This window comes from Duncaniella muricolitica, from assembly GCF_910574735.1.
GTDB classification, from domain to species: domain Bacteria; phylum Bacteroidota; class Bacteroidia; order Bacteroidales; family Muribaculaceae; genus Duncaniella; species Duncaniella muricolitica.
Map to the genome: position 1 here is coordinate 1 of NZ_CAJTCF010000039.1, position 13,019 is coordinate 13,019.

The window sequence follows — 13,019 nt, forward strand, 5'->3', positions numbered from 1 at the left end:
AAAAAAAAAACAAATATGCAAGTAAAATAATGTTTATTTTCTTGATATTCAATAGCTTTTATGAGCGTCAAATGCGAAGTGATAATTGAACGTTAAGCTGCTATTGTTTCGTCATAATATGAGTACGGCATACCTACCTGAGTAGTTACCTTTTGTTGACAGTGACGGAAAACGAAACAGGGGGTACGGGAGTTTTTTGATTTTACTCCCGTACCCCCTAACTTAAGAAAAATCGTGTATCTATTGTTTCGGGCGTATGCTGTGCCTGTCGGGGATGCGAAACTTGTTGAGTTCGGCGGCCGACAGCACGTGTGCCCCCGGCAGATCGGGACACTTTATCTGTTTAATCTTTTCCATTTTCAAATTTTGGCAATATCCTGTTGAGTATTAGCAAGACGGTGAGATAGGTCACTCCGAGCACCACCGCATCGATGCGCAGCGGGAAGATGCCGTCAAACCATCCGCCGCCCAGATAGCAGAAAAACAGACACCAGAGCGTGCATTGCACGCTGACACACAGTGTGCACCAGGCTCCGGCGCGGAAATGCTGATACCATATGCTCCACAGCGTGTAGGGGAGACAGCATGCGTTGAAGAGGGCCAGGTAGGGGAGACTCTGCGGGAAAACAAGCAGCGTGAGCAGACTGACGGAGAAATAGGTGAACCCGATTTCACTCCATCCGAAAAATCCCATCAGCTTGGATGCCGAGGTCTCGAGAATGCTGTCACATCCGCCCTCCTGAAGCACCTTGCACACCTCATCGGCCGCCCGGCTGTGAATCCTGAGCGATTTCTGCACGAGCAGGTATGTGAAATAGAGTCCGGCGAGGTTGAAGAGTGTGAGCAGGATTGTCGACACATGTGCGTAGATATGGTTGCTTACAAACAGGTAGACAAAAAGCAGCAACACACCGGCTACTATGCCCTTGTCACGCAGACGTGTAAGCAGTTTCACACGCCGGTGGGCGGCATAGTCAGGCTCGCATGCGTCCTCGTGTGGAAATCCGCAGAAAGCCACGCCGCTCCACGCTTCGGTCCACTTGTCGCGCGGAGTGCTCTCGCCCGCTCCCTGCGATAGACAGCTTACACTCTTGTCGTCGACCGAGGTCACTATCACGAGGCCGCTGTCGGTGGGGGCTATGAACGGCACAGGGAGCTGCGAGAGCTGCGATTTGTCGGCCACACGATAGGCTCGGGTGTCAACGCCATACTTTTCAAGCAGCTTGGAGAGCCCGAAGAGAGTCTTGAACGGCATGGATGCCATTTCGTCGGCGACATATTCGTCAGTATAGGGCACGCCAAGTAGTCCGAGATAATCCGACAGTATATTTCCCATGTTTAGTTGCCCTTCGGGCAAAGGTTATAAGGTTATGAGGTTATAAGGAGGGCTTTTCTATTTCTTTTTTTAAGCTATTCCTTTTCGCTGTTACTTTTTAGCTTATAAGGTTATGAGGTCAGGGCCTCATAACCTTATAAGAGTTTTTGCCTATGGCTGTTGCTCGACTTTGCTCAGGAGCACGTCGCCCTGTATCTCGCCGCTGTGACGCCACACTTCGGTGCCGTTTTTGTAGACGATAAATGTGGGCACCGAGCGCACTCCGGCTTCGTCGGCCTCGGCGGAGTTTTTGTCAATGTCGAGCTGTACTACGGGCACGCGTCCGTCAAGAAGCTCTTTTACCTGCTCGACCACAGGTTGCATACCGCGGCAGTGAGGACACCAGGTGGCAAAAAACTCAACGAGTATCACCGGGTCAGTGTTGATCAATTCCTTATAAGTCATAATTTCAATAGTTTGAGGATTGAATTTTCATAACTCAATAACGCACCGGCCGATATAATGGTTTATCGTTGTGAACACTTTTAACCTAAGGTCGTTTGTATATGTGAAGAATAAACCGTAATTTTGCGGACTCATAATCATTATTTTCAAGACGTTTCAATGAAAACTGCTTTAATAACAGGTATTACCGGTCAGGATGGATCATTTCTCGCCGAATTCCTATTAGAAAAAGGTTACAACGTACACGGTACAATTCGCCGTTCAAGTGTTGACTATCGCGAACGCATCGCACATCTTGAAGGTCATCCTAACTTTCACCTTCATTATGCCGACCTCGGCGACTCAATGTCGCTCCTTCAGGTCATCGGCAAAGTACGCCCCAACGAAATTTACAACCTCGCGGCCCAGAGCCACGTACAGGTATCGTTTGACGCGCCCGAGTTTACAGCCGACGTTGACGCCACCGGCGTACTCCGCATTCTTGAGGCCGTGCGTCAGGTGGGTCTCACCGATACTTGCCGCATCTATCAGGCTTCAACTTCAGAGCTTTACGGCAAGGTGGAGGAGGTGCCTCAGAACGAGAACACACCCTTCCATCCCTATTCACCCTATGCCGTGGCCAAGCTCTACGGATTCTGGATTGTCAAGGAGTATCGCGAGGCTTACAATATGTATTGCTGCTCGGGCATCCTCTTCAACCACGAGTCGGAGCGTCGCGGCGAGACTTTCGTCACACGCAAAATCACTCTCGCTGCCGCCCGCATAGCTCAGGGCAAGCAGGAGAAACTCTATCTCGGCAATCTCTCGTCGCTCCGCGACTGGGGCTATGCCAAGGATTATGTAGAGTGTATGTGGCTCATACTCCAGCAGGATAAGCCCGAGGATTACGTAATCGCCACAGGCGAGCAGCACTCGGTGCGAGAGTTCTGCCAGCTTGCTTTCCGCCGTGCCGGCATCGAGCTTCGCTTTGAAGGCGAAGGTGCCGACGAGAAAGGTATCGACGTGGCTACCGGCAAGGTGGTCATCGAGGTGTCGCCCGACTTCTATCGTCCTACCGATGTGGTCAACCTTTGGGGCGACCCCACAAAGGCCAAGGCCAAACTCGGATGGGATCCCTCAAAAAAGACCTCGTTTGAGGAGCTCGTCAACCTTATGGTCGACGCCGACATGGCCAAGGTGGCTATCGAGCGCGCCGGCGAAAAGGTCCGCACCAACCTCGCCGAGTATCTCGAGAAGGGTATCGTTAAGTAAGTATAGAGTATACAAAGTATAGAGTATAGGGATTGGCGTCGATGTCGCACTATAAGTCGGCATCATGGCCAATCCCTATACCTATATAATATATGGTATGGCATGTTGCGCATCGGTCATAATATTGCGGCTAAGATTGCGTTACTACATTAGTAAATTTATCGCTAAAACGCTATGGGAGTGTTTCGTTTCAAACAGTTTTCGGTCGACGACAGCCGCAGTGCCATGAAGATTGGCACTGACGGGGTGCTTCTCGGGGCCTGGGCCAATTGTGGCGGGGCGGCGACAGTCGTGGATGTCGGTACAGGCACCGGCCTGATAGCCCTTATGATGGCACAGCGATATGCCGACGCCCGGGTTTTGGCCATAGATGTCGACAATGCCGCGTGTGAGGATGCGCGGGCCAATGTCGCCGCCTCTCCGTGGACCGGTCGTGTCACGGTGATTGAGGGCGATGTGCTCGGTTGGATTCCCGACGACTCTACGGGGCGACCGCTATGCATAGTGTCCAACCCTCCGTTTTTCACCGAAGCGTTACGTTCGCCCGACACTGCCCGCGCGCTTGCGCGCCACGGATGCGGGCTGGGGGTGGAGTCGCTCATTGAGTGGGCTTCGGGGGTTATGACCGGTAGTGATGACTCGCTGTCGTTTATTGCTCCGGCCGGCCGCGACGATGAGCTGCATTTTCAGTTGTCGCTCCGTCGGCTTGCCGCAGTCAGGACTACCGATGTCGTGTCGCGCGAAGGGCGTCCGCCTGTCAGACGGCTCTATGAGATAAGGCGAGAGGATGCCGTTACCTGTCCGTGTCTTCACGACACTCTCGTGATTCGTGACCGCGAGGGTAAATATACACCCCGATACGTCGGGCTTACCGAAAATTTTTATCTTGACACCACCTTTAATAAATAATACATCACTTATGCACTCCAACACTCTTCCGGCCATGCGTCACAGCTACGCGGTGAGGATATTCTACTTTCTTATCATAACGTTTGTCGGACTGATGGTCGCGATGGTGGCCATGGCACTAATATTGAAGGACGGTTACACCACTCTGACGCTACGGCTCGGCACGGTGGCGCAGGATGTGTTGCTGTTTATCTTTCCTGCGGCGGCCGCGTCGGTCATGCTCTCTGACAACGGCGGCCGTCTGCTGTGTGCCGACCGTGTGCCCTCGCTCTTTGTTACGCTTGCGGCTGTGGCCACACTCGGCTGTGCGATGCCGTTAATGAATATAATAGTGATGTGGAATGAGTCGATGTCGCTCCCCGCGGCTCTCGCTCCGATGGAGGAATGGATGCGTCAGGCCGAGGATGCAGCCCGCGGGCAGGTGGAGATACTCCTCGGAGGCACCTTGTTGGGCGACCTTGCGGTCAGCCTGCTTATAGTAGCCGTGCTCGCCGGCGCGAGCGAGGAGCTGTTTTTCCGAGGTGCCATGCAGCGCATCCTGTCTTCGGGACCGCTTGGCCCTCATGCGGCGATATGGCTGACGGCCGTGCTGTTCAGCGTGTTTCACATGCAGTTTTTCGGATTCTTCCCGCGTCTGCTGCTCGGCGCGTTTTTCGGCTATCTGCTCTATTGGTCCGGGTCGGTGTGGCTTCCGGCCATAGTCCATGCGGTCAATAACGGACTGGTGGTATACGCGTCGTGGCATAGCCGCGCCGTGGCCGGAGGCGATGAGTTTGACATCAATTCATTTGGAGTGGACTCATGGGTGTTTGTCACCCTGTCGGCCTTATTCACCGGGATAATGATATGTGTCCTTAACAATATAACCAAATCCCGAAAAAGTGTAACGCACTGACCCCTCAGGATACGTAACTTTGCAGTGTAATTTTCAAGAGTTATGTATCTGCAACATTTTTTCCAGTCACTGTGGGCGATTATCAATGAGATGTCGCCTTATATACTTCTCGGATTTCTTATAGCCGGACTGCTCCACGTGTTTGTCAAGCCCTCGGCCATGTCGCGTCATCTGGCCGGCGGCGGACTGAAACCGGTGGTCAAGGCCGCTCTTTTCGGCATACCGCTCCCGCTGTGTTCGTGTGGAGTGCTGCCTACAGCCGTGGCCTTGCGCCGTCAGGGTGCGTCAAAGGGAGCCACGACCTCGTTTCTCATCGCAACGCCCCAGACCGGTGTCGACTCCATCGCCGCCACATATTCGCTGCTTGGGCTTCCGTTTGCCATACTGCGCCCGGTGGCCGCGCTTGCGGGTGCCGCGCTCGGAGGTGCGGCGGTCGACCGATTTGCCTCACGCCCCGACGGAGAGACCGATGCCGTGGCGGGTGACTCGTGCGGTGTGCCCGCCGATGACGAATATCGCGACATGAGCTTTGGCCGCAAACTCGTCGAGGCCGTGCGCTACGGTCTTGTCGACATGGTGGCGAGCGTGGGCAAATGGCTCGTGATAGGGCTCATAGTCGCCGCGCTTATCACAGTGCTCGTGCCAGACCAGCTCTTTGTAAGCCTTAGCCGTTATCCGCTCCTGGCAATGGGAATGATGATACTCGTGGCGGTGCCGATGTATGTATGTGCCACCGGCTCGATACCCATCGCCCTGTCGCTCATGCTCAAGGGGCTGAGTCCCGGAGTGGCCTTTGTGCTGCTCATGGCCGGGCCGGCTGCCAATTTTGCCTCGGTGATGATACTCTCGCGCACCATGGGCCGGCGTGCCACACTGATATATGTCGGCTCGGTAGTGGTCACGGCCATAGGCTTCGGTCTGCTTGTCGATCTGCTCTTGCCGGCCGCGTGGTTTACCCCTGCGTCGTTCACGGCAATGGCCTGTCACGGCCACGCCCATGTGTCGGTTTTCGCCACTCTCTGCTCGGTGGTGCTCGCAGGTCTGCTCATCTATACGGCCATAAAATTCCGTGGCCACAGCCACTCGCACAATCACACTAATAATACAACTGAAATGGAACGTAAATATCGTATCGCGGGCATGTCGTGCCCTCATTGCCAGGCTACCGTCACCAAGGCTCTCTCTGCTCTTGACGGTGCCGAGTCGGTAACAGTAGATCTCTCGTCGGGCATAGCCACCGTGCGTGGCGAAGTGTCGCCCGAGGCTGTCAACGCCGCAGTCTATGCCGCCGGCTTCATAGTCGAGAAGTAGGAGATACAAAAGTCTCAAAAGGACAAAAGAAACATAAGTTTTCAGGTTAGAGACAGGAGTATGGGAGTTGATTTTTTTTGGAAATTTTTAATCCATTATAAAATTAACTTCCTGCTCCTGTATTATATATGTTAAAATTCTACATTCTCCGTCAGAACGGCCGCGCCGTGAAAGTGGTACGTTAGCAAGGCTGAGACAGGAGTACAGGAGTAATTTTGACATTGCAGAACAAGCTTTTGCAATGTCAAAATTACTCCTGTACTCCTGTCTTTAACCTGAAAACTTATGTTTCTTTTGTCCTTTTGAGACTTTTGTATCTCAGTTTTGTTTGTTGTTCATGACCATTGACCGGATATCGGCCGGGGTGATCGCGCCGGAGATGAGTATGACGGTCAGGCCTGCTTTTTCCGACACTCTCACCACATATTCAGTCTTGCCTCCGTCGAGCGATTTCATGAATATGTCTACATTTTCGCCGTTGTCGGTCACTTTCATGAGCTGTTCGTAGCCCTTGCCGAGCGACAGGGTCTCTTTGCGGAGCGTGAGGAGGAGTTTATTGTTTTCGCAAGTGAGTATGCGTATATTGTCGAGCTTGGACGCTATCGGACCGATGTTCACTCCGTTGGTTTTCATGTCGGGCATCATGCTGAGCATGGCTTTGGAAATGTAGACGGTAGTGACCCCCTCGGTGTCGGCATAGCGGTCAAAAATAGTCTGAGCGTATGATGCGATGGTGCAAATGAGGGCGAGAATGGCGGTGATATAGAAGCGTTTCATTGCGGGTGATTTTTTGTATGGGGTTATAAACTGTAATATTTTTAACTAAACGTTCTCCGGATTCAGATGATTGAGCTGCCGGGCCACTTTGTCGTGGATGTCGGCTGCGGTGGCCTCGGCCATCTCCACCTGGTTGAAGCCCTTGTCGATGGCCGATGAGAATATCAGCAGAGCCTTCCGGGCTTCGGCATATGCCTCTTCAGGTGTGGCGCATGTGTCAAGCGGGGTGGGGGAGACCGGTGCAGGTGTTGCGGTGAACAGGCGCACTCCGAGGGTGATGATTACGGCTACCGCAGCGGCTATGCCGGTGATGACGCGCAGCGGAGGCATACGGCGGATGCGCACCGGAGTTATGGCCCGGCGGGTCAGGTCGGTCGCGGCAAGGGTGTCGATGGTCTCGGCAAGCCGCTCTCCGAGCATGTCGGGCATCTCCGGCTCAGGGAGCGAGGCGAGTCCGTCGATGAGGCGTTGCTGCTCGGCCTCGGTGATTTCGTCAGAGGCAAAACGGTCGAGAAGTATGTCTAATTCCTTGTCAGTCATAGTCGGAAGTGGCGTTTGATTAGTTCTTTGATTTGTCGTCGGGCACGAAACAGTGTGATGCGCACATTGCCTTGAGTCATGCCTGTGAGCTGTGCGATGCGGTCAAACGGCATTTCGTCGATGTCGCGCATGGTTATGATTTCGCGTTGAGGCGACGGGAGCCTGTCGATGAGGCTGCGCACCGTGGCCGCTGTCTCGCGACGGTCTATTTCGGTGTCGGTGTCGCTCTCGGCCGGAGGCTCGGGCACCGAGCTGTCGAGCGTGACCACCATCCCTTCGGGCCGACGTGAGCCGAGCGCGTCGTAACATACGTGGCGCAGAATGGTGACTGCATATGCCTGATGGTTGCTGACCGATGCGAGTCTGTCGCGCTGTTTCCACAGGCGTATATATGTCTCCTGCACCAAGTCCTCGGCATCGGGCGGACTGTCCGACAGGCGCAGAGCTATATTGTAGAGCAGCCTTTGATGGGGCAGGAAGACGCGCTTAAACTCACTTGCCTCCATGGTTGCCGGACGTCGTGCTGTTTACCACGGTATTGATGTCGTCTTTGGAAAATTTGCCCTTGACACTTACGAGCGTGCAGTCGGAGCTGTCGGTGCAGAGCACCACGAGGCGGCGTATGGCCGAGTCCTTGTCCATGCGGGCGAGCACGCGCACCTTGTTGCCGTCACTGTTGACGGTTATAAGGTCGTCATAGCCGTCGGTGTTGAGAGCCGAGATGCGTTGGTTAAGACGGCGTTTGTCATTGTCTGAGGCCTTGTCGAGCGAGAGCACCTTGACCGAGTTGATTTTGCCTGTGATTCGGGCTAAATCGGAGTCGGCAAACAGTGTGGCCATGCCGGCCATTCTCATCATGAATGGATTGACGTTGATATATTCGGCATCCTCGACTTTGGAAAACTCTTCAAACAGGTCGTTGACGGTCGCGTCACTCTTGCTGCGCGCACATCCCGAGGTGACGGTAAGCAGCAGGATTAAAATGGGGATAAAATATCGTTTCATTTTTCAAAAATTCGGTTGTTGAAATGGTCGTCTGAATGTACATTCATTTACAAAGACCGGAGTGTCGGCTGTTTTGTTACAAAAAAGGAAAACTTTTTTTGAAAAAAAGTTTTCCTGACGTTTCCGAAGAAGTATTTTTATTTAGCCTTGCTCGACTGATGCCGAGAGCTGCTTGGCGGCTTTTATGCCGAGGGCTTTCAGATCCTGGGCACGCTTCACGAGGTTGCCGGTGCCGGTCGAGAGCTTGGTCATCGCGTCGGCATGAGCCTTGGACGCGTTGGCTATGGCCGAGGATATGCGGTCCATGTCCTTGGTGAAATCGGCAAACTTGTCATACATCTTGCCGGCGTCCTCGGCAATCTTTATGGCGTTTTTGGTCACCTTGTCGCGGCTCCACAGTTGCTCGATGAGACGCAGGCCCGACACCAGGTGGGTGGGCGAGACTATGAGCACCTTGCGGTCATAAGCCTCCTGCCACAGCGACGGGTCGAGACGCATGGCGGCTATGTAGGCCGGCTCGTTGGGGATAAACATCATCACAAAGTCGAGCTTGGCCTCACCTATATAATCCTGATAATTCTTGCGTGCGAGCTCATCAATGTGGGCGCGCATCGACTTGAGATGTCGGGCCGAGGCTTCGTCTTTGATTTTCTCGTTTTCGGCGTTGGCATATTCTATAAATGCAGTCAGCGACACCTTCGAGTCGATAATCACACAGCGGCCGTCGGGATATTTCACCACTACGTCGGGCCTTAGTTTCCGGCCGGCCTCGTTGCGCAGGGCTGAGCCGCACTGATCGTTGGTGACCTGCATGAAATATTCCTCGCCCTCCTGCAATCCGCTTTTCTCGAGTATGGTCTCGAGCACCATTTCGCCCCAGTCGCCCTGCACCTGATTGTTGCCGCGCAGCGCGAGCGTGAGTTCGCGGGCTTCACGCGAGATGGTGTTGTTGAGCTCTACAAGTTCGCGTATGCGCTCCGTGAGCGAGAACCGTTCGCGGGCCTCGGAGCTGTAGGTCTCTGTGACAGTCTTGCGAAACTCGTCAAGATTGGTGCGCAGCGGAGAGAGCAGCTCCTCGAGACGTTGCTCGTTCTGGGCCTTGAAGTCGGCCGAGTTCTGACGGAGTATATCGTTGGCAAGATTTTTGAACTGAGCCGTCATCTGCTGTTCGCGATTTTCACGCTCCTCCTCAAAATGAGCGAGCGACGTTGCCAGGCGTGCATTCTCCTCGCGCAGTGTGGTCAGCGACTCCAGCCGTTGTTGCAGCTCGGCGGCCAGTTGGTCGACACGGCGGGCATAGGCTTCCTCGGTCTCGGCCTTGGCCGCGCGGAGCGACTCGAGAGCCTGACGGGTGGTGGCCAGTTCCACGGCATCGGTATTGCGGGCTTTTTCGAGGTCGAGTTTCAGCGCGGTATTTTCGGCTGTAACGGCAGCGAGTGACTTGGAGAGTGACAACACGCGCCACACTGCCACCGCCGCTATCGCAGCCATGGCTATAAGGGCTATATAGTTCATCCGTCAGTGTTTGATGGGGTGTGGAGGGGAAACAATCAGTTGAGAATGACACCGCCGATAGAACCGGCCTGTCGGAAATAGACATACGAGCGGGCAAACTGGCGTATGCGGGCCAGCGTGGCGGCCGATGGTGTCGACACTGTGGCCGGCTGTTTGCGGCCCGACTGTAGAATGGATGTAGGTGATGGAGTAGAATTTTTATCCATAGGCAGGTTTTACATATAGGTTGTGTGATGAATCGATATATCCATCTAACGCATTGTGGCGTGTTGTTATTGTTTTATAACATAAGAAAATGTTTTGGATTTATCAGCCAAATATTGTTACTTTGCAAGGGTTAAGACACCTTAATATAATATCGTTATTAACCCATATATTCTCATGGAACTGGTATTACCATATGATGACGCCGTAAGGCCGCTGCCGTTCTATCTCGCGCAGGAGGAATGGCTTGCCGCGAAGTTTCCCGATCGTGATTTTTTCTTTATATGGCAGGTAGAGCCGACGGTGATCATAGGCCGTAACCAGTTGCTCGACAAGGAGGTCAACACCGCCTATTGCCGCGACAAGGGCATAAAGATAGTGAGGAGGCGCAGCGGCGGAGGCGCGGTACTCGCCGATATGAACAATATAATGTTTTCCTACATAACGTCATCGTCGAGCGTCACCACGACGTTCTCGGCCTACACTTCCATGGTAGCCCGCTCGCTGAGACAGCTCGGCCTCGATGCCACCGACAATTCACGCAACGACATACTCATCGGCGACCGCAAGGTATCGGGCAACTCCTATTACCATATGCCCGGCCGAAGCATCGTGCACGGCACTATGCTCTATGACTATGACGCCGACATGATGATGCACGCGCTCACGCCTCCGGCTGTCAAATTGCAGTCACACGGCGTGGCGTCGATACGCTCGCGTGTCACGACCATACGCGAGCATCTCCCGTCGATGTCGCTGGCCGAGTTCAAGACCCATGTGCTGTCCACTATCCCCGACGGCGACGAGCCTATACGTCTCACGGCCGATGACGTGAGAGAGATCGAGGAGATAGAGCGTCGTTATAACGCTCCCGGCTGGCTCGAAGGCCGCAAGCCTCACGGCACACTCAGCCACAGCGAACGTATAGACGGAGTGGGCACGGTGGCTGTTCACATGACCGTGGCGCGAGGTGTGATTTCAGAAATATCTCTTTCGGGCGATTATCTGGAGACGGCCGATGCCGACACGCTGGTAGGCGAAGCCCTGCGCGGCGTAAGCTATGATGCCGGAGAGATTACGCGAGCTCTCGAGGTGATAGGACTCGACAGGATTGTGCCCGGTCTCGCGCCTCAGAGATTGACCCAATTACTTATATAGAAAGAATATACAACCCATTACCTATATCTACAATCATGAGTGAAACTAAACTAACATGTCTTCATGACCGTCATGTGGCTCTCGGAGCGCAGATGACGCCGTTTGGAGGTTTTGACATGCCTATACAGTATGAGGGCATAGTCGAGGAGCACAATGCCGTGCGCAACGCCTGCGGAGTGTTTGACGTGTCACATATGGGCGAAGTGCTCATCACCGGACCTGATGCCGGGCGATATGTCAACCATATATTTTCCAACGATGTCAGCGCGATTGTCCCCGGCCAGATTCTTTATGGCATGATGCTCAACGAGGCCGGCGGAACTGTCGACGACCTGCTGGTCTACAAGCGGGCCGACAATGACTATTTTCTCGTGATAAACGCAGCCAATATCGACAAGGATGTGGCGTGGATTATGACCAATACCGAGGGTTATGACGTGACAGTCGAACATCTGAGCGACAGTCTCGGCGAGCTGGCCATACAGGGCCCAGAGGCCGAGGCTGTAGTCGAGCAGGTGCTCGGCATACAGTGTCGGGAACTGGAGTTTTACACCTTCAAGGAGTCGCTTCTTGACGGCAAGCATATACTCGTGAGCCGCACAGGTTATACGGGCGAGGACGGGTTTGAGATATATGCCGACCATGACACTATCGTGGCTTTGTGGGACGCTCTCATGGAGTCGGGCAGGGCCAAGCCTTGCGGTCTCGGATGTCGCGACACTCTGCGTTTTGAGGTGGGATTACCGCTCTATGGCGATGAGCTTGCCGATGATATTTCACCTGTCGAGGCAGGGCTCTCGATGTTTGTAAAACTTGACAAACCCGAATTTATAGGCAAAGAGGCCGTGCTCAAGCAGAAGACCGAGGGCGCGCCTCGCAAACTGATAGGCCTCGAACTGCTTGACCGTGCCATTCCTCGCCACGGCTACGAGGTGCTCAATGATGCCGATGAGGTGGTGGGCTATGTGACCACCGGCTATCGTGGCATATCGGTCGACAAGAGCATTGCAGCGGCTCTTGTGCTGACTCCCTATGCTGTCAAGGATACGGAGCTGAAGATACGCATACGCCGCAAGACTTTCCCTGCGCGCGTGACAGCCAAGAAATTCTATAAAAAATCATACAAGAAATAGTTTATAAAGTTTAAAAAGTTAAAGGAGTTTAGAGAGCCTGAACGGCTTGTAAAATTCAATCATCAACCATCAAAATCATTAAAAGTTATGAGCAAGATATATTATGCCCCCTCGCATGAGTATGTAATCGTTGACGGTAACATCGGCCACATCGGCATCAGTGACTATGCCCAGAAGGCTCTCGGTAACATCGTGTATGTCGACATGCCCGAGCAGGGCGATGACGTGACCGCCGGTGAGGAGTTTGGAGCTGTGGAGAGTGTGAAGGCCGCCGAAGACCTCCTCTCGCCCGTGAGCGGAGCCGTGCTCAATATCAACGAGGCTCTTATTGACAATCCACGTCTGCTTAACGAGGATCCGATGACCAACTGGATTATCGAAGTGGAGCTTACCGATCCGGCCGAGCTTGAGGAGCTGATGGACGAGGAGGCTTATGCCGCACACTGCGCAGCCGAGCAGCATTGATTATTATTGAGTGTGCCGGAGCTTTGACGGAATAAGGACATGGCCCGGCACACCCGTAACTCCTCTAAAACAACTG

Annotated in this window: 15 protein-coding genes; 7 read left to right on the forward strand and 8 right to left on the reverse strand. The window is 53.7% G+C overall.

The annotated features are described in order from the left end of the window. Window positions 1-343 precede the first annotated feature (343 nt). Both QGT73_RS09735 and QGT73_RS09740 read right to left on the reverse strand, forming a co-directional pair. Entirely contained in the window at window positions 344-1,336 is a 993-nt protein-coding gene (locus tag QGT73_RS09735) for a vitamin K epoxide reductase family protein (protein WP_280122320.1), read from the reverse strand. A 150-nt stretch (window positions 1,337-1,486) separates the two neighbouring features. Then, entirely contained in the window at window positions 1,487-1,780 is a 294-nt protein-coding gene (locus QGT73_RS09740; RefSeq protein WP_280122321.1) for a thioredoxin family protein, read from the reverse strand. Window positions 1,781-1,939: 159 nt separating this feature from the next. Here QGT73_RS09740 and gmd point away from each other — a divergent pair, with 159 nt between their 5' ends. The 4 genes from gmd to QGT73_RS09760 all read left to right on the forward strand — a co-directional run bounded on the left by gmd (window position 1,940) and on the right by QGT73_RS09760 (window position 6,146). Then, on the forward strand, window positions 1,940-3,031 hold the full coding sequence (gmd, locus tag QGT73_RS09745; RefSeq protein ID WP_123616085.1) for a GDP-mannose 4,6-dehydratase: 1,092 nt from the start codon (window positions 1,940-1,942) through the stop codon (window positions 3,029-3,031). A gap of 174 nt (window positions 3,032-3,205) precedes the next feature. After that, window positions 3,206-3,940, forward strand: coding sequence for a tRNA1(Val) (adenine(37)-N6)-methyltransferase (locus QGT73_RS09750; protein WP_123616086.1), 735 nt, complete (start codon window positions 3,206-3,208; stop codon window positions 3,938-3,940). A 10-nt stretch (window positions 3,941-3,950) separates the two neighbouring features. Beyond that, window positions 3,951-4,835, forward strand: coding sequence for a CPBP family intramembrane glutamic endopeptidase (locus QGT73_RS09755; protein ID WP_280122322.1), 885 nt, complete (start codon window positions 3,951-3,953; stop codon window positions 4,833-4,835). Between the two features lie 42 nt (window positions 4,836-4,877). Next, entirely contained in the window at window positions 4,878-6,146 is a 1,269-nt protein-coding gene (locus QGT73_RS09760) for an SO_0444 family Cu/Zn efflux transporter (protein ID WP_280122323.1), read from the forward strand. Window positions 6,147-6,464: 318 nt separating this feature from the next. On the opposite strand, the gene QGT73_RS09765 is transcribed toward QGT73_RS09760, so the two are convergent. The 6 genes from QGT73_RS09765 to QGT73_RS09790 form a co-directional block, all read right to left on the reverse strand. Beyond that, a complete protein-coding gene (locus QGT73_RS09765) occupies window positions 6,465-6,923 on the reverse strand; it encodes a DUF4252 domain-containing protein (RefSeq protein WP_280122324.1) in 459 nt (152 codons plus the stop codon). Window positions 6,924-6,968: 45 nt separating this feature from the next. Next, complete coding sequence (locus tag QGT73_RS09770) at window positions 6,969-7,463, reverse strand: hypothetical protein (RefSeq protein WP_280122325.1); 495 nt, start codon at window positions 7,461-7,463, stop codon at window positions 6,969-6,971. Beyond that, window positions 7,460-7,969: an RNA polymerase sigma factor gene (locus QGT73_RS09775; protein ID WP_280122326.1), complete on the reverse strand. Its 510-nt coding sequence runs from the start codon at window positions 7,967-7,969 to the stop codon at window positions 7,460-7,462. Before QGT73_RS09775 ends, QGT73_RS09770 begins: the two co-directional genes overlap by 4 nt. Further along, window positions 7,956-8,468: a DUF4252 domain-containing protein gene (locus QGT73_RS09780; RefSeq protein ID WP_280122327.1), complete on the reverse strand. Its 513-nt coding sequence runs from the start codon at window positions 8,466-8,468 to the stop codon at window positions 7,956-7,958. Before QGT73_RS09780 ends, QGT73_RS09775 begins: the two co-directional genes overlap by 14 nt. A 141-nt stretch (window positions 8,469-8,609) precedes the next feature. Beyond that, the gene (locus tag QGT73_RS09785; protein ID WP_280122328.1) at window positions 8,610-9,983 is read right to left on the reverse strand and encodes a DNA recombination protein RmuC; all 1,374 of its coding nucleotides are present in this window, start codon (window positions 9,981-9,983) and stop codon (window positions 8,610-8,612) included. A gap of 35 nt (window positions 9,984-10,018) precedes the next feature. Next, complete coding sequence (locus QGT73_RS09790; RefSeq protein ID WP_280122329.1) at window positions 10,019-10,189, reverse strand: hypothetical protein; 171 nt, start codon at window positions 10,187-10,189, stop codon at window positions 10,019-10,021. A gap of 175 nt (window positions 10,190-10,364) precedes the next feature. On the opposite strand from QGT73_RS09790, the gene lplA reads away from it, so the two are divergent. From lplA to gcvH, 3 genes are all read left to right on the forward strand, one after another. After that, window positions 10,365-11,345, forward strand: coding sequence for a lipoate--protein ligase (gene lplA, locus QGT73_RS09795; RefSeq protein ID WP_280122330.1), 981 nt, complete (start codon window positions 10,365-10,367; stop codon window positions 11,343-11,345). A gap of 35 nt (window positions 11,346-11,380) precedes the next feature. After that, window positions 11,381-12,478, forward strand: a complete 1,098-nt coding sequence (gene gcvT / locus QGT73_RS09800) for a glycine cleavage system aminomethyltransferase GcvT (protein ID WP_280122331.1) — start codon at window positions 11,381-11,383, stop codon at window positions 12,476-12,478. 87 nt (window positions 12,479-12,565) lie between these two features. Then, entirely contained in the window at window positions 12,566-12,943 is a 378-nt protein-coding gene (gene gcvH, locus QGT73_RS09805; RefSeq protein WP_123616096.1) for a glycine cleavage system protein GcvH, read from the forward strand. The last annotated feature ends 76 nt before the right edge of the window (window positions 12,944-13,019 follow it).

What these genes read in the sequence shown, in the direction of transcription:
- gmd (WP_123616085.1), top strand. Translation starts at nt 1,940, where the DNA reads ATGAAAACTGCTTTAATAACAGGTATTACCGGTCAGGATGGATCATTT.
- QGT73_RS09780 (WP_280122327.1), bottom strand. Translation starts at nt 8,468, where the DNA reads ATGAAACGATATTTTATCCCCATTTTAATCCTGCTGCTTACCGTCACC.
- gcvH (WP_123616096.1), top strand. Translation starts at nt 12,566, where the DNA reads ATGAGCAAGATATATTATGCCCCCTCGCATGAGTATGTAATCGTTGAC.
- gcvT (WP_280122331.1), top strand. Translation starts at nt 11,381, where the DNA reads ATGAGTGAAACTAAACTAACATGTCTTCATGACCGTCATGTGGCTCTC.
- QGT73_RS09785 (WP_280122328.1), bottom strand. Translation starts at nt 9,983, where the DNA reads ATGAACTATATAGCCCTTATAGCCATGGCTGCGATAGCGGCGGTGGCA.
- QGT73_RS09770 (WP_280122325.1), bottom strand. Translation starts at nt 7,463, where the DNA reads ATGACTGACAAGGAATTAGACATACTTCTCGACCGTTTTGCCTCTGAC.
- QGT73_RS09750 (WP_123616086.1), top strand. Translation starts at nt 3,206, where the DNA reads ATGGGAGTGTTTCGTTTCAAACAGTTTTCGGTCGACGACAGCCGCAGT.
- QGT73_RS09775 (WP_280122326.1), bottom strand. Translation starts at nt 7,969, where the DNA reads ATGGAGGCAAGTGAGTTTAAGCGCGTCTTCCTGCCCCATCAAAGGCTG.
- QGT73_RS09740 (WP_280122321.1), bottom strand. Translation starts at nt 1,780, where the DNA reads ATGACTTATAAGGAATTGATCAACACTGACCCGGTGATACTCGTTGAG.
- QGT73_RS09735 (WP_280122320.1), bottom strand. Translation starts at nt 1,336, where the DNA reads ATGGGAAATATACTGTCGGATTATCTCGGACTACTTGGCGTGCCCTAT.
- QGT73_RS09760 (WP_280122323.1), top strand. Translation starts at nt 4,878, where the DNA reads ATGTATCTGCAACATTTTTTCCAGTCACTGTGGGCGATTATCAATGAG.
- QGT73_RS09755 (WP_280122322.1), top strand. Translation starts at nt 3,951, where the DNA reads ATGCACTCCAACACTCTTCCGGCCATGCGTCACAGCTACGCGGTGAGG.
- QGT73_RS09790 (WP_280122329.1), bottom strand. Translation starts at nt 10,189, where the DNA reads ATGGATAAAAATTCTACTCCATCACCTACATCCATTCTACAGTCGGGC.
- lplA (WP_280122330.1), top strand. Translation starts at nt 10,365, where the DNA reads ATGGAACTGGTATTACCATATGATGACGCCGTAAGGCCGCTGCCGTTC.
- QGT73_RS09765 (WP_280122324.1), bottom strand. Translation starts at nt 6,923, where the DNA reads ATGAAACGCTTCTATATCACCGCCATTCTCGCCCTCATTTGCACCATC.